16 protein-coding genes and 7 pseudogenes are annotated in these 20941 nt (G+C 57.0%); 5 read left to right on the top strand and 18 right to left on the bottom strand.

Annotated features, from left to right (window positions below; all coding sequences use genetic code 11):
• Both J1C56_RS24005 and J1C56_RS24000 read left to right on the top strand, forming a co-directional pair.
• The coding region (locus J1C56_RS24005; RefSeq protein ID WP_214392513.1) for a UPF0149 family protein at window positions 1-419 on the top strand (419 nt) is incomplete at its 5' end.
• A gap of 154 nt (window positions 420-573) precedes the next feature.
• A pseudogene (locus J1C56_RS24000) lies at window positions 574-948 on the top strand (transposase domain-containing protein); the annotation flags it as partial.
• Between the two features lie 26 nt (window positions 949-974).
• Here the strand turns inward: J1C56_RS24000 and J1C56_RS23995 are convergent.
• The 12 genes and pseudogenes from J1C56_RS23995 to J1C56_RS23940 form a co-directional block, all read right to left on the bottom strand.
• Window positions 975-1118, bottom strand: a pseudogene (locus J1C56_RS23995) (polysaccharide deacetylase family protein); the annotation flags it as partial.
• 39 nt (window positions 1119-1157) lie between these two features.
• The gene (locus tag J1C56_RS23990) at window positions 1158-2249 is read right to left on the bottom strand and encodes an ABC transporter ATP-binding protein (protein ID WP_214392512.1); all 1092 of its coding nucleotides are present in this window, start codon (window positions 2247-2249) and stop codon (window positions 1158-1160) included.
• 4 nt (window positions 2250-2253) lie between these two features.
• Entirely contained in the window at window positions 2254-3081 is an 828-nt protein-coding gene (locus tag J1C56_RS23985) for an ABC transporter permease (protein ID WP_214392511.1), read from the bottom strand.
• Window positions 3082-3086: 5 nt separating this feature from the next.
• Window positions 3087-3935, bottom strand: coding sequence for an ABC transporter permease (locus tag J1C56_RS23980; protein ID WP_214392510.1), 849 nt, complete (start codon window positions 3933-3935; stop codon window positions 3087-3089).
• 49 nt (window positions 3936-3984) lie between these two features.
• Window positions 3985-5073, bottom strand: a complete 1089-nt coding sequence (locus tag J1C56_RS23975; protein ID WP_214392509.1) for an ABC transporter substrate-binding protein — start codon at window positions 5071-5073, stop codon at window positions 3985-3987.
• Between the two features lie 76 nt (window positions 5074-5149).
• Window positions 5150-5857, bottom strand: a complete 708-nt coding sequence (locus J1C56_RS23970; RefSeq protein WP_214392508.1) for an aspartate/glutamate racemase family protein — start codon at window positions 5855-5857, stop codon at window positions 5150-5152.
• A gap of 488 nt (window positions 5858-6345) precedes the next feature.
• Complete coding sequence (locus J1C56_RS33060) at window positions 6346-6498, bottom strand: hypothetical protein (protein ID WP_246591860.1); 153 nt, start codon at window positions 6496-6498, stop codon at window positions 6346-6348.
• 361 nt (window positions 6499-6859) lie between these two features.
• Window positions 6860-7489, bottom strand: coding sequence for a hypothetical protein (locus J1C56_RS23960; protein ID WP_214392506.1), 630 nt, complete (start codon window positions 7487-7489; stop codon window positions 6860-6862).
• A gap of 255 nt (window positions 7490-7744) precedes the next feature.
• Window positions 7745-8215 carry a 2,4'-dihydroxyacetophenone dioxygenase family protein gene (locus tag J1C56_RS23955; protein WP_214392529.1) on the bottom strand — a complete coding sequence of 157 codons (471 nt, stop codon included), beginning with the start codon at window positions 8213-8215 and terminating at the stop codon, window positions 7745-7747.
• A 261-nt stretch (window positions 8216-8476) separates the two neighbouring features.
• Window positions 8477-9734: pseudogene (hisD, locus tag J1C56_RS23950) on the bottom strand (histidinol dehydrogenase).
• A gap of 214 nt (window positions 9735-9948) precedes the next feature.
• A pseudogene (locus J1C56_RS33500) lies at window positions 9949-10498 on the bottom strand (cupin domain-containing protein).
• A gap of 484 nt (window positions 10499-10982) precedes the next feature.
• A pseudogene (locus J1C56_RS23940) lies at window positions 10983-11240 on the bottom strand (DDE-type integrase/transposase/recombinase); the annotation flags it as partial.
• Window positions 11241-11343: 103 nt separating this feature from the next.
• On the opposite strand from J1C56_RS23940, the pseudogene J1C56_RS23935 reads away from it, so the two are divergent.
• The 3 genes and pseudogenes from J1C56_RS23935 to J1C56_RS33045 form a co-directional block, all read left to right on the top strand.
• A pseudogene (locus tag J1C56_RS23935) lies at window positions 11344-11436 on the top strand (AAA family ATPase); the annotation flags it as partial.
• Window positions 11437-11851: 415 nt separating this feature from the next.
• Entirely contained in the window at window positions 11852-12556 is a 705-nt protein-coding gene (locus J1C56_RS23930; RefSeq protein ID WP_214392505.1) for an aspartate/glutamate racemase family protein, read from the top strand.
• 193 nt (window positions 12557-12749) lie between these two features.
• Window positions 12750-12905: pseudogene (locus J1C56_RS33045) on the top strand (IS1595 family transposase); the annotation flags it as partial.
• Window positions 12906-12930: 25 nt separating this feature from the next.
• Here J1C56_RS33045 and J1C56_RS23925 read toward each other — a convergent pair.
• The 6 genes from J1C56_RS23925 to J1C56_RS23900 all read right to left on the bottom strand — a co-directional run bounded on the left by J1C56_RS23925 (window position 12931) and on the right by J1C56_RS23900 (window position 20411).
• Window positions 12931-14367: an amidase gene (locus J1C56_RS23925; RefSeq protein WP_214392504.1), complete on the bottom strand. Its 1437-nt coding sequence runs from the start codon at window positions 14365-14367 to the stop codon at window positions 12931-12933.
• 427 nt (window positions 14368-14794) lie between these two features.
• Window positions 14795-15817: an ABC transporter ATP-binding protein gene (locus tag J1C56_RS23920; RefSeq protein ID WP_214392503.1), complete on the bottom strand. Its 1023-nt coding sequence runs from the start codon at window positions 15815-15817 to the stop codon at window positions 14795-14797.
• Window positions 15810-16817: an ABC transporter ATP-binding protein gene (locus J1C56_RS23915; RefSeq protein WP_214392502.1), complete on the bottom strand. Its 1008-nt coding sequence runs from the start codon at window positions 16815-16817 to the stop codon at window positions 15810-15812. The genes J1C56_RS23920 and J1C56_RS23915 overlap by 8 nt, the downstream gene beginning before the upstream one ends.
• A complete protein-coding gene (locus tag J1C56_RS23910) occupies window positions 16814-17746 on the bottom strand; it encodes an ABC transporter permease (RefSeq protein WP_214392501.1) in 933 nt (310 codons plus the stop codon). The genes J1C56_RS23915 and J1C56_RS23910 overlap by 4 nt, the downstream gene beginning before the upstream one ends.
• Complete coding sequence (locus tag J1C56_RS23905) at window positions 17743-18732, bottom strand: ABC transporter permease (RefSeq protein ID WP_214392500.1); 990 nt, start codon at window positions 18730-18732, stop codon at window positions 17743-17745. The genes J1C56_RS23910 and J1C56_RS23905 overlap by 4 nt, the downstream gene beginning before the upstream one ends.
• Window positions 18729-20411: an ABC transporter substrate-binding protein gene (locus tag J1C56_RS23900; protein ID WP_214392499.1), complete on the bottom strand. Its 1683-nt coding sequence runs from the start codon at window positions 20409-20411 to the stop codon at window positions 18729-18731. The genes J1C56_RS23905 and J1C56_RS23900 overlap by 4 nt, the downstream gene beginning before the upstream one ends.
• Between the last annotated feature and the right edge of the window lie 530 nt (window positions 20412-20941).

Raw genomic sequence — 20941 nt, 5'->3', positions numbered from 1 at the left:
GCGACGTCCTGGCCAAAGGCTCTGCAACCGATCAAGCCGTGTTTGCCAGCGTCGCCAGGATCCACAACCGGATCAACGAGACGCTGTTCGACAGACCACAGGATTATGCGCCCCGCTTCACCACCAACCCCAGTGGCGGCATCGACCCACGGCCGTGGTGCCAGGGATTCTACGCGGCTATCAATCTCAACATCAAACGCTGGAAACGGCTCCTCGACCTCAAGAACCCCAACCACGGCCTGCTGCTGCCCATCCTGATCTACTGCGTCGACAAAAAGGGGAGGCCCGTCCTCGGCAAGCCCAGGCCGGGGCCCGAGACCGCGCATTTCATCGAGCACGAGGCCTACAAAGACATCGCCCTCGTCATCCCCGCCCTGCGCGAACTCCACTACGTCACCCGCTATGACGATCCGAAGTGATCGGCGCCGCCGCGCGGACCAACGATCGATCTAACCATCAAGACGATTTCGGGAAAGGTGCCTTGGCGCATCGCTTACTGCTGAACGCGCTCGGGCCGCGATGATCCCGGTTCCGAGCGGCGTGCGAGTGTGGCTGGCGACCGGCCACACCGATATGAGAAAGGGCTTCCCGGGTCTGGCGCTGGCGGAGCGTGCCGCGCGTCGGGGCCGAGGCGCTTGCCGGCCGTGCGGCGGCGTTCAAGTCTGGAACGGAGGTGTTGCTTGCCCGGCTGAAGCTGGAGATCGAGAAGCTCAGGCGCGAACTCTACGGCAGCGTCCAGAGCGCAAGGCCAGGTTGCTCGAGCAGTTAACTGCAGCTCGAGGATCTGGAAGCCGGCGCCACGGAGGACGAACTGGCTGCCGAGCAAGCGTCGCACGCTACCCTGGTTAAGCGTTCGAGCGTCGTCGGCCGTCGCGCAAGCCGTTCTCCGAACATCTGCCGCGCGAGCGCATCGTGGTTGCTGCGCCTGAGAGCCGTCCTTGCTGCGGCTAGACGAAGTTGTCGAAGCTGCACACGTTGGTCTCGTGGTCGCTGTCGAAGGAGAGAGCCACGGCACAGCGTTTGCCGTCGTTCCAGCTCTTAGGCTTCAACGAGCGGCCCGCCCGCACCTTGTTGACTTTGGAACGCCAGACGTCCTCGCTCCACTCCCACGGTTCCATGTCGATCTCCAATCGATAGCTTGATAACTCAATCAATGTTCAGGTTGGGAACACGAGAACATCGGAGGCTGCGAAGCAAAGCCGCACGGGTTGTCCCGGCACGACCGTTGGAATCCTCCCGACATTCTTTCGGATTACCTGCAACCGAGTCTCACCCGGTAGGTCGACGACCACATGCACATCGGCCCCCAGAGGCGCCACGTCGACTACGACACCCTCTAAGAGATTCTGGTCTGGCTCATCACTCACAACACCCTGTGTGACGTCCATGAGTTCAATATGTTCCGGTCTGATGCATAGATCGGCACTTCCACGCCGGTCTGTCGGCGCTGATCTCGTGCGTATCTCAATTCCATTGCTGGTGATATAGGAGCTAAGGTCTCCACTTGATCGACCACGTCTGGTTGCGCAGAACCAATTGGATCTGCCAACGAATTCAGCTACAAACTTATCTGCGGGCGCCTTGTAGATTTCTATCGGAGAACCGCGCTGAATCACCTTTCCCGCATGCATGACAACGACTTCGTCTCCGAGGCTCAGAGCTTCCTCCTGATCGTGCGTAACGACAATGGTGGTCGCGCCTACTGATCTGAGGATTTCCTTTAGCTCGATACGCAACTCCAGGCGAAGCTTGGCATCAAGTGCGGATAGTGGCTCGTCTAGCAGGACGATTTGGGGGTCAGTTGCCAGCGCCCGGGCAAGCGCTACGCGCTGCTGTTGTCCACCGCTTAGCTGGCTAGGATATCTGGCCTCCATACCGAGCATGCGCACAAGTGACAGCATCTGCTGGACCCGAGAAGGTATCATCGGTTTCGGTGTTCCGCGGTACCGCAGTCCGTACGCGACATTCTGCTCCACCGTCATGTGTGGGAAGAGCGCGTAATCCTGGAACAGAAGCCCAACATTGCGTTCGTAGGGCTTTAGATGGTCAACGTTTTCGCCAGCGATTGCCACTGTGCCGCTGTTCGGCGTTGTAAACCCAGCTATCATGCGTAGCGTGGTCGATTTCCCACAACCACTCGGTCCCAAAAGGGAAAGAATCTTTCCTTCTTCTATTTCCAAGCAGACGCCTTCAACAGCGACAAATTCGCCGTATTTCTTGGTGACGTCTTTCAATTCAAGAACATTCATTGATTCAAGCCTTATAGATGCCGTGGCCGATAACCCGCTCGAGACCAAATATGCGATCGAGCACAATCAAAATGATGACAGTTAGCCCCATCAGAAAGACGGCGGCCGCAGCGAGCGTGAGATCGAAGTTCGACCTCATCAGACCTACGAGAGCGACGGGAAGCGGATACGTATTAAAGTCGCTCAAAAAGAGGCTGATTGTTAAATCGTCCATGGAGAATGCGAAGGCAAAGATCGCACCAGCGGCGATACTATTCTTAGCAAGCGGCAAAATTATCGTGAAGAAAGATTGGCGTTCATTGGCGCCAAGGCTCAATGCCGCTTCACCCAGCGTCGCACTTATGCCAGCCAGCCCAATCAGTGTCATTCTGATCGTAAAGGGAACTGTGATGAGAAGGTGCCCAGCGAGCATTTTAAGAAATGTTGGAACCGCGCTCAATGCCGAAAATGCCATCAGCAACGCAAACCCAATGATAACTCCTGGCAGCACTAGAGGCGACAGGAAAGCCGTCGTGACAGGATCCCGCCATTGCGCAGTCATTCGACTGATGGCCAGCGCGGCCAAGGCTCCAACCGTCGTCGCGCCGACGGTTGTCGCGGTCGCCAGCAGAAGGCTCGTGCGGAGTCCGGACCAGAGATAGCCATTATGGGCAAACTTGGTGAACCACTGCGTCGACAGACTCGGCGGAGGAAATTGGCCAAGATAGTTACGCGAGTCAAATGACATGATTACGGTCATCACCACTGGGAGCAGCAAAAACACTGCCGTCAGCGCGATTGTTGCCTTTAGGAGTACACCAAGACCGGCGTCTGTGTGTCGCTTGCTAAGCATTCTTACTATGTCCTGTCAAAGAACGTTGCAATCCTAGATATGATAAAAATCATCAGAAGCGATAAGACCAACATGATAATCGATATTGCAGCCCCGCTGGGGTAGTTAGATACTTCACTAAACCGACTGTAGATAATGTTTGAAATAAACTGTACCCTTCCGCGCCCCAGGATCCAAGGGATTGCGAAAGCGCTTACGCCAAATGTCATTGAAACCAAAAATGCAGACACGATTCCCTTAATGCACAGCGGGATAGTTACTGAAAGATGTGACTCTATTGCCGATGCGCCAAGAGACTGCGCGGCTTCAGTCAGGCGAGGGTTGAGATTCAGTATCGCCCCTATCATGATCAGGATCGATATCGGTATAGCATAGTGGAGCAATCCGACAATGATGATGATGTTAATATATGCAGTGCCGTTCATGTTGACACCAACAAAGGACATGAACGGGGCGAGTATCCCGACAGAACCGAATGTCAATTCGATCGCATAGATCCGAACCAATGCGCTCAAGAACATTAGGCCGACGAGAGCTGAGATCCAGATCTTTCGCACACTCGCAGATGCATTCTTCGCAATATAATAAGCGACCGGAAACGCTATGATGATAGCGATCACCGACGCGAAGAAGGCCAACACATAGGTTTGGCCAAAATAAGTCGCATAGACCGGGCCGGCGAATTCCGTATAATTCTTAACGGTAAGCGGGGCTCCCGCTACAGCCCCGATACGGCCTGGCGTGAATGTGCGAAAGCTCTCCGCAATGACCGTCCATAGGGGAAGGACAAGGAAGAAGAGATATACGGCTGCCGCCGGAAGCAGCAGCAGTAACTGGGATTTAAAATGTCTCATTTAGACCTCTGGCCGAAGCGCTTGCGCTGAGATACGCCCCGGCTTTCCGCTAGAGTAGAGGCTGGATTTCCTGCTCCCAGCGCTTCATCCACGCATCGGATTGTTCGGAAATATACGACCAGTCGGGAACGTAGGCGTACTTATTCATTTCATCGTTGTTGAACATAAAGGGTTTGGCCTCGTCAGAGACAGCGGCCTTGATATTGGCAGGCATAGCTCCAATAATCCGATTGTATTGCTCGTTTTTAGCGGGACTAATAAGGAAATTAATCAACTTGAACGAGGCGTCTGTGTTCCCGCCTTTGAGTACGCACCAACCTTCCTGCAAGTAGAACGTCCGGAACCCTGTTGTCATTGGATCCATCCTGTTAAGTAATCGCATTTTGAAGTTACGACGGGTCAACTCTGTGAAGGTCCCATTATTATTAAATGTTACGCTAGTCTCTCCGGAGGTGAGAGAATTTGATGTGTCAACATCAGCGTTCGCGACTCGCCCGATGTTTCCGCTGCGCGCCAATTTCTTTACGAATTCCCATGCCGGCTCCATATTTTTTTCGTCGCCGCCTTTGTAAAGCGCCAACGAGACCATCTGGACGTTCTGATTCAGTGTGGGAATAGGAAAGCAGATCTTGCCCTTCAGACGGGGGTCTAAAAGGTCGTCAAGCTTGGCAATTTCGAAGGGTGTGGTATCTTCCCGGTACATCCAGGACAGGGCTGTAATCGTACGAGGGATATTTACGATGTTTCCGGCGCCATCCTTGACGAGCAATTTTTGTGGAATATCGGCGAGATTCGGAACCTTTTCCAAGGTAACCGGCTCCGCCCAGCCCTCACGGGCGACTGTTTGCCACGACACGTCCCATCCGGTCAGAACATCAATGCCGGGGTGTGGCCACATGGCCTTGATCTTCGGCAGAATAGCCGCGGAACCACCTGTATGCAGGATCCAATTGACATTAATGTCCGACTGTTCGGCGGCCATTGCCTTCATTGCTTCGAAGTAGTCTCCGCCCCATTCAACCACAGTGATCGTCTCGGCAGCACGCGCCCCGGCTATCCGCGCGAGCGAGAGACCAACACCAGCAGCCCCAACCGAAGCTGCACTCTTTAAGAGATTTCGGCGTGACATTGTGAACATGATCGTTCTCCCATTGTGAGTATCACGGCAAGTTAGGCGCTAGGCTCGACGCGTAATTTTGACGCGCTCACCTCCCTCAGGCGACGGACGCCAAGGTCATTCGGCAGAGCGTGGTAATGTCGTAGACAGGCAGACCTGTCATTCGCCGGACCGCCGGCGCCGTCAACGGCATTGCCGTGCACTCGAATAGAAAGGCCTTGAGATCTGGATGTGAACCGCGGAGTCGCTCGGCGCACGCCAAGACATCTTTTTCTATATCCGCCATATCCGTCGGTGGCGGTGGTCGCATATTCTCATTTCGCACGAGTGCGCTATCTTCAATCCCTCCGATGACCACCCTGGCCCGTGCAAACGGATCGGTGAGCCCGAGCATATCTTCGCTCAAGTGCTTCGGCTGGGCGACCAGAACGGCGAGCTTAGCGGCGGCCGGCAATTGGCCGAGTAGCGCCGGCAGAAGCAGCAGGCTCGAAGACACCACGGGGACATTCACGGCCGCCGCCACGGCAGCTTGGTGTCGGATAAAGTAGCCACAGTTGGCGCTAATTGCCACCGCGCCGCGCTCGACTAGGCGCTTCGCTGCTGCAACGCAGGCGGACTCCAGTTCGGGCGCGCCAGGGACAACGAGATCCACCCATGCACCCACAACGGTTTCCGAAATGACGGGAAAATCGTAAGTAGCTGAACTCATCAAGGAGCCGCGTGGTGGCACCAGCGGCATGGCGTCTCTTGCCTCCCCACGTTCCAGATTGAGAATTCCTAGAGAGCGCTGCGGTTGCGGTGCCATTCAGGACTCCGTTGGTGTTAGTATGGTGTATCGTCGAAAACATTATCGCGAAATGACGCCTAGATCCGGGCAAAGCCAGCGGGTCGACCGGTTACCTTTAGGTTGCCGGCATCGCTCCAACTAGGTGATCGCAGTGGACAGCAGGCGGCCGCAGGCGTCCAATTCAGTTTGTAGATTGGTGTCTTCTGGCGACGAGATGCCGGCCTTTTCGAGCCCCGATGCCCATCTGCACTCTCCAAAGAACCATCCTTCCAATCCGTCTTCTGGGAGCAGAAAATGCCGCTTGGTGGCAGTCCGAATCTGCCGCCCAGTTCCGAATCAATTTCGTCCGGTCTATACCTAAACATCCAGTGTTCATCGCGTATTGAGGACATAACCGCGGAATAGCGTACGAGCAAAGCGACGTTAGAAAAGACAGCCACAGCCGAGACTGCCGGCCTGATAGCGTCCGAAGACCTCGGCATGAAGGCGATCCATGAATTTGATGTTCAGAATATGCCGGTGATCGTGGACGTCGATGCGGCGGGCGCGTGTATCCGCACGTCCGCTCTGCGGAATGGCGGCAGCAGATAGCAGCTGATAGCATCGCCCGTAATGCCGTGATAGATTTCCAGGCGTGCCGCTCCGCCGACGGCCACCATGAAGGCTCTTGATGGCCTGACGATCGACTCGACCGCGGCTGCATCCGCGTTCGGCCTTGCCGACCACGGCAAGAAGCCCAGGGGGCGGCAAGGACCTTTTCGGTGAACGCATCCATCCAGTACCTTGGGAAGATCCGATCACACAAACTGGCAAGGTCTTCATTTCTATGACGCTTAAGCTCGGTCGTCCGATAGGACGCACCATTCCGCCAAGAACAACGCCATGGTTTTCGTCACACGCTTGACTGACTCCAAGTCGACACGCTCATCAAAACCATGCGCCTTTTCCACCGTCGGCCCATAATTTACGCCCACGTATCTTGGTAAAGGTTGAAATACCGGGTATCTGAGGATGCAGATGTCACCACCTCACGCATCGTCGTGCCGGTAATTTTCGCGTGGCTCGGCGGAGGATATCTTCCGGGACTTCAGTATGTTTTACGAAATAGCCAGCCGACATGTGTCCAAAGTATTCGATCACAGGCGGGTATGACGTACGCCGATGGCGCGAAGTAATGATCGCCGACTTGGCTTGCCGGAGCTCGTCAACTTCAAGACCCATTGAAACTGCGACCATGCCAGCCGTTTCCAAGAGTCCGGTATGGCCAATTGTGCCATCTTTGGCTCCCAAAGCGAACTCGGATTCGGTAAGTCCCGCACCAATGTGCCTCATCTCGTCTGGCCCGTAGGGAGAAAAGTCTACTATACGCCGTCCATCTACTCGGTTGACCTGCCAGCAAGGCGAGGATGCTGAGATTGGAAGAAGGTCGAGTATAAATCCAGGATTAATCCCTACAGCGGTAACGCGTGCACCTGCCGCCTTCGCCTGACGATCAATCTCCTCTGCAATGCCGACATTGGAGCCAAGCGGGAAGAACAGCTCCTGCGTTATAGTTACAACGTTGATGCCTCTTGCGATCAACGATTCGATAACGGGATATGCCTCGGCTGCGAAAGCCGTCGTCGCGTGCAGAGCAACATCGGCCTTCATTTGTTGCGTCGTCTCCGGACACCTGAATACCGTTGAGGGTCGGCTCCTGAAGCAGGTCGCCAAGATCACGACCGATTTTGTTTCGATCGTTGTCAATTGCGCCGACTATGGTTACGTCGCTGCGTCTCGCAAGCAGGCGAAGCATCAACCCACCCATTGCTCCTACGCCATATTGTATAATTCTCATTGTTGGTTTCTCCCAGTAGAACCGGATCGTATTGTCAATCAGCTACTCGGCAGATGGAATGCTGGTTGCTAACGAAGAAATTGCTCTATGTAGCCAGCGCCTCGACCGAGCGCTTCATAATGACGCGAAGCGGCAGAGATTTTGGTGAAAACGTCCTCATATCCCAAAGCCACGCCCTGAGGATCAACATAGACGTACCCGCCACTTGCATGGAATAGCGTAATCATCTCGCTACAATCTTCAGGCACGACGAGCGTATGCGTCTCGCCCGGCGGCTCGAAAGCATAGTCGCCAGCTTTGACGATCCAATCGTGTTCCAGATAATGCCACGTTCCTCGAAGTATTATCGCATGAACCGGGCCGCTGTGGCGGTGCCGAGAAAGGACTCCGGATTTTGTGACTCGAAGTAAATTGACGTAATATCCCTCGCTAACAGAAAGCAGAAGCGGTTTGAACCAGACGCCTTCAGCCTGGGGGACCCAGGCATCTTGGTCCGTATCGAGATCAAGGGCCCGGGACAAGAACAGGTCGGGACGCATGCCAGGCGGTTGGGGCATTTGGTATGGTTGTTTTGAAAAGTCGAGTGCTCTATTCACGAAATGCCTCCTCTTGAGACGAGGCAGGAATGATCACTGCCTCTGCGGGTTATTAGGCCCTCGATTCCTGGCTACGGGGTGGAACAGTTCGATTGCACCGAGCGGCCCTCGTAATGGCCAGGATTGTGACCCAGTCTACGTCAAATCAGATTTGCCTGGGCCGTTTGCACGGACCTCGATGAGCCAATTGGTCGCTGTAATGGCTTAACCAACTGAGGTCAGTTGCTTTGGGCTAAGCCGGCGCGCGGCAGCACGGCGGTGACCTTCCAGCTTTTCGGTCGCACACTGGCGCACGGCAGCCGGAGCCACCGCGGCGACGCCGCGCTCGTCCAGCCACTGGTGGGTGGCGATCTTAACGTAGGAGCCAACCCAAAGACCGCCGGTATAGCGAGCCGCGGCCATCGTCGGTAGGGTGTGGTTCGTACCGCAGCACTTGTCCGAATAGACGACGCTGGCGAGCTCACCGACAAAGAGCGAGCCGTAGTTTCGAAGCTTCTTTGCCGTTGCTTGCGGTATCGCGTGTGTGGACCTGCAGATGCTCCGTCGCGATGTAGTCCGAATAGGCAATCATCGTGTCTTCGTCCTCCACAACGGTAATTTCGCCGTAATCCTTCCATGCGGCCCCCGCTACCGGAGCCGTCGGCAGGTCTTCGAGCTGTCTTTCGACTTCCTTGAGAACGTCTGCAGCAAGCTTGCGGTCAGTCGTCACGAGGCCAACACGGGTGCGGACGTCATGCTCGGCCTGCGCCAACAGATCGGACGCGATGGTTGCGGCATTGCCGGTTTCGTCGGCGACGATGAAGATCTCGCTCGGGCCAGCAAGCTGGTCGATCCCGACCTGACCGAACACTTGGCGCTTTGCTTCGTTGACGAAGGCGTTGCCCGGGCCAACGATCTTGTCGACTGCCGGAATTGTCTCGGTGCCGTATGCCATGGCCGCAATCGCCTGGGCTCCGCCAACGCGGAAAATGCGATCTGCTCCGGCAAGGTGGCAGCCTGCGATCATGGCGGGGTGGGCGTTCGGCGGAAGGCAGGCGATTACCTGGTCACAGCCGGCCACCTTGGCCGGAACGATGGTCATCACTGGAGCCGACAGAAGCGGGTAGCGACCGCCAGGCAAATAGCAGCCAACGATTTCAATAGGAATGACGCGGTGGCCAAGATGAAGTCCCGGCAAGTTTTCGAATTCGAGGGGAAGAATGGTCTTCAACTGGGCCTCGGCGAAGCGGCGCACGTTAGCGATGGAAAATTCCGTGTCTTTCCGGGTCTGCGGATCGAGATCGGCGACAGCTTTCTGCTTCTCCTCGGTGATTTCGAAGTTGGTGACGTCAGCCTTGTCGAAGGCAAGCGAGTAATCACGAACCGCAGCGTCCCCACGCTTGCAAACGTTCGCAATGATCTCCTTGACGGTTTTCTCGACCGGGGCCGTGTCTGAGGCCGCGTCCCGGGAGGGCTGCTTAATTTGGGTAAATTTACCTTTCAGCGCTATTCATCCTCGACTTGCCGGCACTTTGGCTCAGCTACTGCCCGGGCGTTGGTATTGTCGTGATTTGCTGCGGCACGCTCGGGCAGACAGACCAACCAGGGCGCTGAGCATGCTTTCACCGGTTGGCCCTGTAGGACTTTCCGTCGTTCGAACTTCATCATAGTTGCAAGCGCCACGGGTACGGGTCATCTCAGTATGTGGGCGGCGTGATCGCGCTCAGTATCTCGCTTTCCCGGTCGCAGACGTTGCGGAACCTGTGCGGCAAACGGCTGTCAAAATAATAGCCGTCACCTGGCCGCAGAACCTTTTTTTGATCTCCAACGGTGACCTCAACCGCACCGGAGATAACCATTCCAGCTTCCTGCGCTGGGTGGGTGAATTCCTCGCCAGAGTCTGCTCCTATGGCGTATCTCTCCTGAAGCATGAGCAGTTGCCGGTTCGGGTGATTCAGCCCGATCACCCGGTATGAGATCGTCTCAACTTTTCCTATCTCCACAAGATCGTCGGCCGCATAAAACGGCGGGTAGGGCAGAGTCGACTGGAGGTCAGAAAAGAATCACGTAAGCGTCGTTCCAAGGGCATCCAACACGGCCCCAAGGGTGTCGATCGAGGGGCTGATTTTTATCGCGTTCCATCAAGGAGATCGTAGAATGGGAGATACCGGATCGAATGGCGAGTTCTCGAACGCCCAGGTCGCGCCTGCGCCTCAGCTCCCGAAGCTTGCTTCCGATCTTGGGCATGAGGACCTCCTATTGTCTCAACAGGTATGCCTAGCCGGCACTCGGCATGAAGGAAGGTCGCGCCTGGTTAGAGAACGGCTCCACTGAGATGTAGCTGATGACTGAGGAACAGTCACACTCCCAGCTTTGACTGATCCTATGAATACCATGTCTGCGAGGACCATCGCCAATTGCGGTGATGCAGGACAGGAGCGGCAGACGTTGCGCTTCAGCCGAGTGAGGTGATCGCAGACGCCAAGATCAAGACCGACAAGATCAATGCGACGGTGCTGGCACATCTGCTCCGAGCTAACCGTCCCTGGTCCATCACCAATTCATGAGGGGCTCCTCGAGCAGACGTCGGAGCAGCGGAGTTCAGCGAAGGACGCGCTAGTCATCTGAAAACGCGATGGCACCGTCCGAGACATTATACATGGCAGGGCATCTCCCGGGTTGTGTCGCAAACGCGGAACGACGGTACAGAAAGGGATGGTCCCTTGGGTCGTTATGCCACGAGGATCGCGAACTGCTCGGCGATCGACGGGCTGGGATTGAAGGGATAGCGCGCCTGTCGTTTGCGCATGATGTGAACCATCTCGATGCCGGACAGGATAATTTCGGCGGTCCCCTCCGACTTGAAGCCGAGCATAGACCTGATGCGGCGCTTGATGCGCCGGTGATCCTGTTTGATGCGATTGTTGAGATACCGGCTCTTGCGGATGCGGATCGGCGTCGGCGATCGCCGCAATCGCTCCCGCAGCCGGCTTTCCGCGCACGTCGCGCCTGCGCATTTCGCTCACGCTCAATGTCGACGAAGCCGCCATTTCGGCCATGATCGAGGCGCTCGTCGAGGTGTTGGCCTCGGCATGACCAAGCGCATCGTCATCACCGGAACAGACACCGGGATTGGCAAGACAGTGTTTTCGGCAGGGCTCGCCGGGCTGCTCGACGGCTTCTATGGAAACGGCGAAGGGACTACCGATGTATCCCGATCGCTTCTTCTTGGCGAACCGAAGCTGGCTAATCGGTACCTACAGCAGCAGCAAACCCGACTACCATGAGTCGCCAAGCTCGCGAAGACACGAGGGAACGATCGTTAAGTGAGCTCGATACCAACTGCCTCGCGTCGTTCGGCAGTGAGATGAGCTTGAATCCTGGGCCAAGCCCCACCGAGACGTGTATTTGTTTGCCTCAGGTATCCGCGTTTCCTTCAATTGCGACGCAGCGGCCCGGCACTATCTATCTCGGACGCAGATGGAATCCATCTATAGTCGATAATTGGCAGGCCCGGCGGATAGGACTAATTACTTACTAAAGCATCCATGGCTGTCGAAAACCAAGGGCCTTGCGTCCAAACTTGAGAAAGCTTTCTCGATGACAACTCAACCACAACGAGCCCTCGGAATTATAGGACTGGACATCGGGCCCGCGCCCGGTGATTTTTCGCCTCCGCAGCCGGGCTCGGTCTTCAATCCGGCAACCTTCGACTTCCCAATAATCATAGAGACGGCGGTCGGCGCTTGGGCGGAGAAGGTCATCCCCGGCGATCCCACTCTTGAGGAAGCCTACGTTGCAGCTGCGCGGCGGTTGGTCGATCGCGGAGCCGTCGCAATAACCGGGGACTGCGGCTACACTATGCGGCATCAAGCGGCGGTGGCTGCATCGGTTAATGTACCTGTGGCGATGTCCAGCCTGCTCCTGGCGCCGACTTTGCTTCGCCAACTGCCGCCAACTGCCAAGCTCGCCGTCGTGGCCGCGCAGGCCGGACATTTGGGTGAAGATCTTCTTGGGATCGATGATCCGGCCGAACGTGCGAGGATCGTTATCGGCGGCATCGACGGCAGCAAGTTGGTGCAGAATGAGAACATGCGACCGCCGGCGCCCACTGACATCGCCGACATTGAGAAAGACGTTGCTGAGTGCGTCGCGGAACTCCGCGCTGCGCATCCGGAAATTGCCGCGCTGCTGTTTGAATGTACAATGTTCCCGATGGTCACGCCAGCAATCCGCCGTTTAACAGGCCTGCCCATCTATGACACCGCAACGCTTTATCGGATGACGTTCGCAGCCGTCGCCTAACCGCTCGAGGCTATCCTAAACTAACTCGTCAGGTCATGTGTGAGCTTAGTGAGAAGGGCCTAGAGCACGTCCGCTGAACGCGGAGTCGGAATTTTGGTGACGAGCACATCTCGGTGTGATTCCCTGCCTTCGGATCAGGAGGTAGAGATGGCACTAGCAGCGAGGACCGTTCCTGCAGGCATCGACAGGCGGGATGTCTGAAACGATGCTGGCAACGCTTTCCAACATTCGGAAAGTCGGAGACATCATCGTGGCGTTCGAGGATGAGCAGCAGTGCCGGCGTCGCCCGGAAGGCGTCGTGCGGCCGGACGGCAGAACCTGCCCAGCTTGTGGTTACAAACGCTCGGTCCAGCCGTAACATCGCAGCGCTTCCACTAATCCTCACTGTTTTCTGCCCAGACCATTGGTCGCCGTTTGCTCCATGGTCTGGCCTCCTCCAGATCGCGTGCGATACGAACTAGTGTAGCCTCGTCGCCAAAGCGACCGACGATCTGAAGGCCGATCGGCAAGCCGTTCGTGCTTTGCGCCAAAGGTAAGGACACCGAAGGTTGTCCTGTAATATTGAAGACTCCGGTGTACTGACAAACTGCGCCATCCGCTTCTATGAATTCCTCTGCGGACAGCGTCGAGTGGGTAGTGCTGTAGATGCCACCATGGGCAATGGCCAAGTGGGGCACCGTGGGGGTCAGCAGGATGTCGAACGCTTGGATCGCCTCGCCCACGCGGAACCGCATCCTTCGCAAGGCCTCGTGTGCGTTCCCCGCTGGGCTACTTGAAGTTCGGCCATATTCATATAGCTTCAAATTTATCGGCTCCAAAGAGTCCGCGTTGATTGTACGTCCCATGACCAGCGCGGCGTCATCAAGAGACTTCGCGCTGTAGCTTGACAGGCCTAACCATATTCTACTGTACTCGGACTCGTACGGCACCTCCATGTCCGAAACAAAGTGGCCCATTTCTTCGAGAAGTGTGGCCGTCGATTCGACAGCCTGTAGCACTTCCGGCTCGACATCGATCGCGCCCCATTTGGTCCTCGCGACCCCAACCCGCAGAGTGCCGGTGGGCTGTGAAAGTTCCTCCACGTAGGGGCGGTCCGGCTGGACAATAATGAATGGATCACCGGGGTGAGGACCGGAAAAAACGTCCAACGCGGCGGCCATATCACGCACCGTCCGACAAACGACAAAGTTTCGCGAAAGGCCAAAAGAGGAGTCCTGCTGGTCCGGGCCACCGGAAATACGTCCGCGTGACGGGTTCAGCCCGACAAGGCCGCACCAGGACGCTGGAACGCGAATTGACCCGCCGTCGTCACCACCGTGTGCAATCGGAGTAATGCCGGAGGCCACCGCCGCTGCGGCTCCGCCGGAAGAGCCTCCTGCCGAGCGTTCCACATCCCATGGATTGCTAGTGATGCCATTAAGAATGGATTGGGTCATTGTGCAGCTCGCAAGCTCCGGCGTTGCTGTTCTTCCCATGGTCCGGAGACCCGCGTCCCGGGCGCGACGAAAAAAAAAGCTGTCAGTGTTGGGGCGATAGCCTTTGAACAGACGGCTTCCCTTTTCCTGGAGGCGGCCAGCTTCGCTGGGTCCAATATCCTTGCGAAAGAATGGCACGGAGTTGAAGAGCCCAGAATCCGCGCCGGCGACAGTCTCGGCATCTTCGTAGAATTCGATTACCGCATTGATGCGCGGATTAATTTGGTCGTAGGCCTCGCGGGCTAGCCGCGCCAGTTCCACAGCAGTCACTTCGCCTGCGCTCACGAGAGAGGCCAAACCGGTGGCATCGTACCTTGCGTACTCGTTTAGTTTCATGCGCAGACTCCTCTTATTGTTTGGCGCTTGCGAGAATACTGGTGTTAGTCGCCGTATGCGCCACTAGACAGTTAACGGATTGGCTGTCTACGAACATGTTATTGCGGCAGACCGAGTACCTATCGGAGAAACACCGGTGCCCCGCGGATAGATCCCGGGTTTGCGAATTGTCCAGAGCTCGACAACCAAGCGACGCCCCGTCATTCCGACCATGATGTCGGACACCGGGAAAACGCGTCTAGTAATGTTTTTCTTTCATGGTCATTCTCTCACGAGATGAAATAAAGCAACTAGTACAGATATGTTGACGCAATCTGTATTTCCTTGCTTATGCCTCAGCGCTTCAGAGTTTTTGATGCTGCGGTCGGTCGCCTCGTCAATGATACGAAGATTGCTTGCAGACAACTGACTTGGACTGAGCGCAAGCCTAAGAACTGCGGGATCGGCCATCATTCGCCAGCCAGCACGCAGACAAGTGCTGCGGTCCCACTTCAATGGGCGGCGGTTCCTCTTCCCGGCAATGGTCGAAGGCCAGTGGACAACGCGGATGGAATCGACAGCCCTTCGGCACGCGCGCAGCACTTGGAACCTCGCCCTGCAGGGCCGGCGACTCGGCGCGACCTGCATTGCCGCCAATCTGCGGAGTGGCGTTGCGCAAGGCGACCGTATACGGATGGCGTGGGTTGAATGTGATTTCGTCGGCGGTGCCGATCTCAACCAATTTTCCAAGATACAATACGGCAATCCTGTCGGCGATCAACCAGGCGAGCGGCAGATCGTGGGTGATGAACAGCAGCGCCATATGGTGCTTGTCACGTAGGTCAACCAGGACCTGAAGAATCTGGGCGCGTATCGAGACATCGAGCATCGACACAGGCTCGTCAGCAACGATGAGCTCCGGCCTAACGGCAAGCGCTCCGGCAATTACGACCCGCTGGCGCTGGCCGCCAGACAGCTCGTGCGGGAAGCGGGAGAAGAAATCACCGGGTGGATTGAGCCCGGCGGATGCAAGAGCCTCGCTCACCCGCTCGGCGAGTTGGGTGCCGTTCTCGACCAGTCGCAGTGAACGCAGTGGCTCAGCCACAATATCGAAAACGGTGTGTCGCGGGTTGAGCGCCTGATAGGCATCCTGGAATATCATCTGCACGCGATGCCGGTAAGGTCGCAGTGCTGAGGACCCTTGAACTGACGTCATATCGCGGCCTTCGAAAAGCATTCTGCCGCCTGTCGGCTGGGCAAGCTTGGTGATGACGCGGCCCAGAGTCGTCTTGCCGCTTCCCGATTCCCCGACCAAGGCGACGATCTCGCCACGTCCGACGTTGAGATCGATCCCGTCTACCGCACGCACCGCGCGGACAGGTCGGCCCAGGACACGGTCGAGCATCCCTCCCTGGATAGGAAAATGGACCTGCAGGCTCTCGAGACGCAGGATGTCGGCGTTATCAGGCATGAGCTGCGACCTTGTCTTCTTGCGAGGACCGGTGAAGATGACAAGCCACACGTGACCGCCCGAACTTGTCGAAGCTGGGGACGTCGGTCGCGCAAAGCCCCATGGCAGACGGGCAACGTGGATGGAAAGCGCAGCCTGAGGGTCGATTCACCAAGTTGGGGGGATCACCTGGGATTGGCCGGATCATCTTTTTGCCGTTCGCCGGGTTTGGGATCGAGTCGATCAGCAATCTTGTGTACGGGTGCTTAGGCTTGGCGAAAATCTCAGCGACAGTGCCGTCCTCGACGATGCGGCCCGCGTACATGATCATCACGCGATCACAAGACTCAGCCACCACAGAAAGGTCGTGAGTGATCAGAATGAGGGCAAGGTTAAGCTGCGATCGCAACTCCCCTAGGAGCTTGAGGATCTGAGCCTGTGTAATGACGTCGAGCGCAGTGGTCGGCTCATCACCAATGATGATCGAGGGGCGACACGCAAGCGCCATGGCAATCATCACCCTTTGACGCATGCCGCCGGATAATTCGTGGGGATAGGCGGCACCTCGATCTGCTGGAATACCGACTAGCTCGAGTAGCTCCCCTGCCCGGGCGGTCGCCTCGCCGCGCGGCATCCCAAGCTTAAGCATACATGGCTCGGCAATCTGCTTGATGATGCGGTGTACCGGGTTGAGCGCATTCATTGCGCCCTGGAACACGACCGAAGTTTCGCTCCAGCGATGTGGACGCATGGCCGCATCGTCTTCGATCGGCAGTCGGTTGCCGCGATAGCACACTTGGCCGCCGCTGACCCGCGCGTTGGGCGAAAGTAGACCAGCGATCGCCATCGCGGTCGTGGTCTTGCCACTGCCCGATTCTCCGACGAGGCCAACGGCCTCTCCGGCTCGGAGTGCGAAGCTTACGCTGTCGATCGCACGCGACGAAACGCCCTTGAGCCCATAGTCAACAGAGAGCCCGCTGACTTCCAGAAGCGGAGCCTTGTCTTGGGAGGAGCCTGTCATGGAATCACCCTCCGCCGTGGATCGAACGTGTCCTCGAGGGCATTGCCAATCAGGACGAAGCTAAGCGAAACCGTAAGTACGCACAGTCCGGGGGCACCGAGGTACCACCAGGCTCCAGCGCTTGCCGCACCGGCGCGTTGAGCGAGCGAAAGCAAAGTGCCCCATGAGGGCTGCAGCGGATCGCCAAGCCCGAGGAACGAGAGCGATGTCTCGACATAGATGGCGCCGGTGACGACCAGCGCACCATTGGCTGCGATTTGAGGCACGAGATTGGGGAGGAGGTGCCGCACCATAATGCTGAGATTACTGCTGCCCGCAACGCGTGCGCGATCAATGAATGTTCGCTCCTTGAGCGACAGTGTCTGGCTGCGAACGATACGGCCGACGAAGGCCCAACTCGTCAAGCCGATAACGACAATGATCACGAAAAGAGAAGGACGAAAGCCAAGGATATCTCGGCCCCGCCCTATCACCTCGAGAACCACGGGTGTAATGACCAACGCCAGCACGAAGGAAGGTACGACGAAAAAGAAATCCGTCAAGCGCATCAGCCAGACGTCAACCGGGCCGCCAAAGTAGCCCGCGGTCATTCCGACCGTGGTTCCGATGACCAGGCTAATCACAGTCGCCAACAACGCGATCGTGAGCGATATGCGAGCACCGTGCACGACCAAATTGAGCACGTCCCGCCCCACCTCATCGGTCCCCAGCAGATGCTGGCTTGAAGGGGGCTCGAGGAACTCGCCGGTTGCATTGATCGCAGTCTGAAGCGGCCCCACCAGAATATTGGGCATCGCTGCCACAACAAGAAAGAAAACCAGACAAACGAGGCCCACCTGAGCGCCGCCGTAGCTAAGAAATTGACCTAGGAAGCCTTTTATCGCGCGCGCACGGCCTCGCGGGGAATACGGGACAATAGCATCGCTCATTGCCGTACTCGCGGATCAAGAATGCCGTAAGCTAGATCGGCTACGAGGTTTGCGAGAACAATCGAGGCACCGAGCAAGAGGAAAACCCCTTGAAGGACTGGGTAATCCCGCGCATTGAGCGCCTCTACCGTCAGCCCACCTATCCCCGGCCAAGCGAAGACGGCTTCAACAGTGATGGCACCCGCCACCACGTAGCCGAGATTGAGGGTGATCAAGGTCACGACCGGCAGCATTGCATTGCGGAATGCATGACGCATCAGCATCTGTCCGCCGGTCAGCCCCTTGGCCCGTGCGGTTACCATATAGTCCTCGGTCACAACGTCGCTCATCGCGGCCCGGGCGACCACGACATATTGCCCAATCAGACCAAGCGCTACGGCAGAGACCGGTAGCGTGAGATGCCGCAGGTAATCGAGCACCTGGTCAAGCGAACGCGTAGAAACGCCGGGCGAATATGCACCGTAGCCGGGAAGCCAGCCCAAAGCCGTGCTGAAGATCACGATCAGGATCATCGCGACCCAGAACGAAGGCGTTGAATATAGCAGCAGCGAGGCTCCCGTGGCGATATGGTCGACGGCTCCTCCCCGGCGCCAGCCCGCATATAGACCAAGCATAACCCCACACACTATGGCGATGAATTGAGCTAGGCTGACCAAGACAATGGTGGCGGGCAGGCGCTCCACAATCAGGTCAGCGACACGCCTGCCCCTGAACTTGAAGCTGTAGCCGAAATCGCCCCGGAGAGTTGCCGACAGGTAATCGACCGCCTGGTCCGGAAACAGCGGCCGATCAAGGCCCCAGTTTTGGCGCTGTGCCTTCATCTGCTCAGCGGTCACGCTGATGCGCGCCCCGCCAAGCAGAAGCGATGCAGGGTCACCTGGAATGACCCGGAACAGGAAGAAGTTCAGGACCGCAACCATCAAGAGGGTTATGATCGCCCTGACGAGGATGCGCCCGAAGTGCCGGCTCGTCCGTCCCCCGTTCACGGCGTTGGCTCGGGCTTCAGGCGATCAAACGGGAAATAGCTCACCTGCGACACCGCAGCGTCCGTCCCCCAGCCCTTGAAACAATCCTTACGATGGGCCTCGAGCACGGAGGGGTAACATAACATGATATACGGTGCTTCGACATAAATGATCCGCGCCGCCTGGTCGACCAGTTCCCGGCTCTTTTTTAGGTCGACGGTGCGGTCGACTTCCGACAGGAGCCCGTCGAACTTGTCATTTGTCCAATACGAACTATTGCTGACACCGATTTGCTTGCTGCTGCCCAGCGCGAGGATATCGTGAGGTGAACGAGACAACCAGCTACCGGCAACGAGTAAATCCCAGCCTCCACCGCCGTCCGCCGGCGCTACCGTGCGGGCGGTGAGCGCACCTGAGTCGAGTTGGGTCACCGACACGGGAATGCCAAGTTTCTCGAGCCAGCCAGCGACAAGTTGCACTGCCGCAATCGGCATCTCGATCACAGTCGCGAAAGTTCCGGTGATCAGTTCAAGCTGGAAACTGTTACCTTCCTTATCCTCTCGGACACCGTCTCCATTCGTGTCTCGATAGCCGGCGGCATCGAGCCGCCGCCCTGCCTCAGCAAGGTCGAAGCGACGCATGATGTCGCTCAAATACGAGTAGTAATCGGCCGCCACCGGCATTGCGAGTCCAGCCCCTGGGTCGGCGTGCCCGCGGAAGGCCCGATCGACAATGGTCTTCTGGTCGATTGCGAAGCCGATCGCATCGCGAAACACCGGATCTTGCAGAGCCTTTGTGCTGCCCTTTCCCTGCCCGGATACTGTGTTGAAGGCCAAGTAGTTGCGCTGCTCGGTGGGCACTTGGCCAACCACAATGTCAGGATCTTTCGAGAGGTCATCCCACTGGGCGGCTGTCAGGCTGAGGGCATAATCGAGACTGCCGCTCTTTAAACCTTGGGCAATCGGATCGGCCGTGCTGAAGAGATTAAGGATCATACCGGCTGTTGCTGGTTTTCCTGTGCGGAAATATTCGTTCGGCGTGAAGCGCACAAACTGGCCCTGCTGATATTCCCTTACGATCATCGGCCCAGTCCCCACAAGAGGCGGGTCGTTGCGGAAAGTGCTCCGCGCATCAGCATAGCTGATGTCTTTCCAGATATGCTCAGGTAGTATTAGAAAGGAGTTGTCAATTAGCCAGCGTGTAGGAGCCTTGGTTACGATCTGCAAAGTCTCGTCATCAATGGCCGCAACGGATGCAATTTGTTCCATGCCGTTCGTGCTGTTTTGGCCAATATTCAGTTCATCTGGCTTGCCTATGGAGCCAAGCAAAAAGTTATAAGTGAACGCGGCGTCTCTGGCGGTGGCGGGTCGGCCGTCCGACCACTTCAGACCTGGCCATATCTTGAAGATCCAAGTGAGATTGTCGTCAGCAACGGACCACGTCTTGGCGAACCCCTTCCGGTCCGAGTAGAGTTGGGCGTCGCTGCCGACTAGGAAGTCATAAGTGAAAATGAGGGGCCAGAACGAGCTAGAGGTTGCGAAGGGATTCAGGGAATCGGGAGCGGCAATTGCCGCGATGCGCACGATGTGATCGTCGCACGACGACGAGGCGAAAACTTTTGAGCTCATGACCCAAGGTGCTGCCGATCCCAGCAGCATTGCTTTCACGACGGCGCGGCGACTGAATGGCCACTTGTTCATAGTCTTTTTCCTCCTCATCCAAATTATGTGTATCTGATCGCATTCGGAACAGGCTGGCGACGCAACACGCGCGTCATTCCTGAACCAAGAAGCCGCGGTTCCCCTAATAGCGCTTCCATTGGAGTTGCGGTTGCTCGATCCCACAAGGATATTTTTTATATTGCAGGTATCTGGACTCCAGATAGCTGTCCGTCGTTTCGAGGCCAAAGTGGGTGCCGCCTGCGGGCCTTCACCACCCGCAGCCGGCCGGGAGGGGCGAAGTCATTGCGCCAACTGTCGGGTCGATCTGGTTCCGTATGTTCTCCCGCATCTTAAGCGGCAGAGTGTAGAAATGGCGTTTGCCATTACGAATCTGCAGCCTCAGTTCGGAATCAACTGCGTCCGGGTTGTACCTAAAAAGCCAGTGTTCATCGCGATTGAGCGCATAATGATCGAACCGGGGTACGTTCTGTGCTCGACGGCTACATAGGGGTGTCGGCTCCCCAATATGCGCTCCCAAAATGCGTCTTTGCGTCCCAGGTGTAACGAGC

This window comes from Aminobacter anthyllidis (genome assembly GCF_018555685.1).
GTDB lineage: Bacteria > Pseudomonadota > Alphaproteobacteria > Rhizobiales > Rhizobiaceae > Aminobacter > Aminobacter anthyllidis.
The sequence above is the reverse complement of the archived record's forward strand: the minus strand, read 5'-3'. Positions and strand labels throughout refer to the sequence as shown.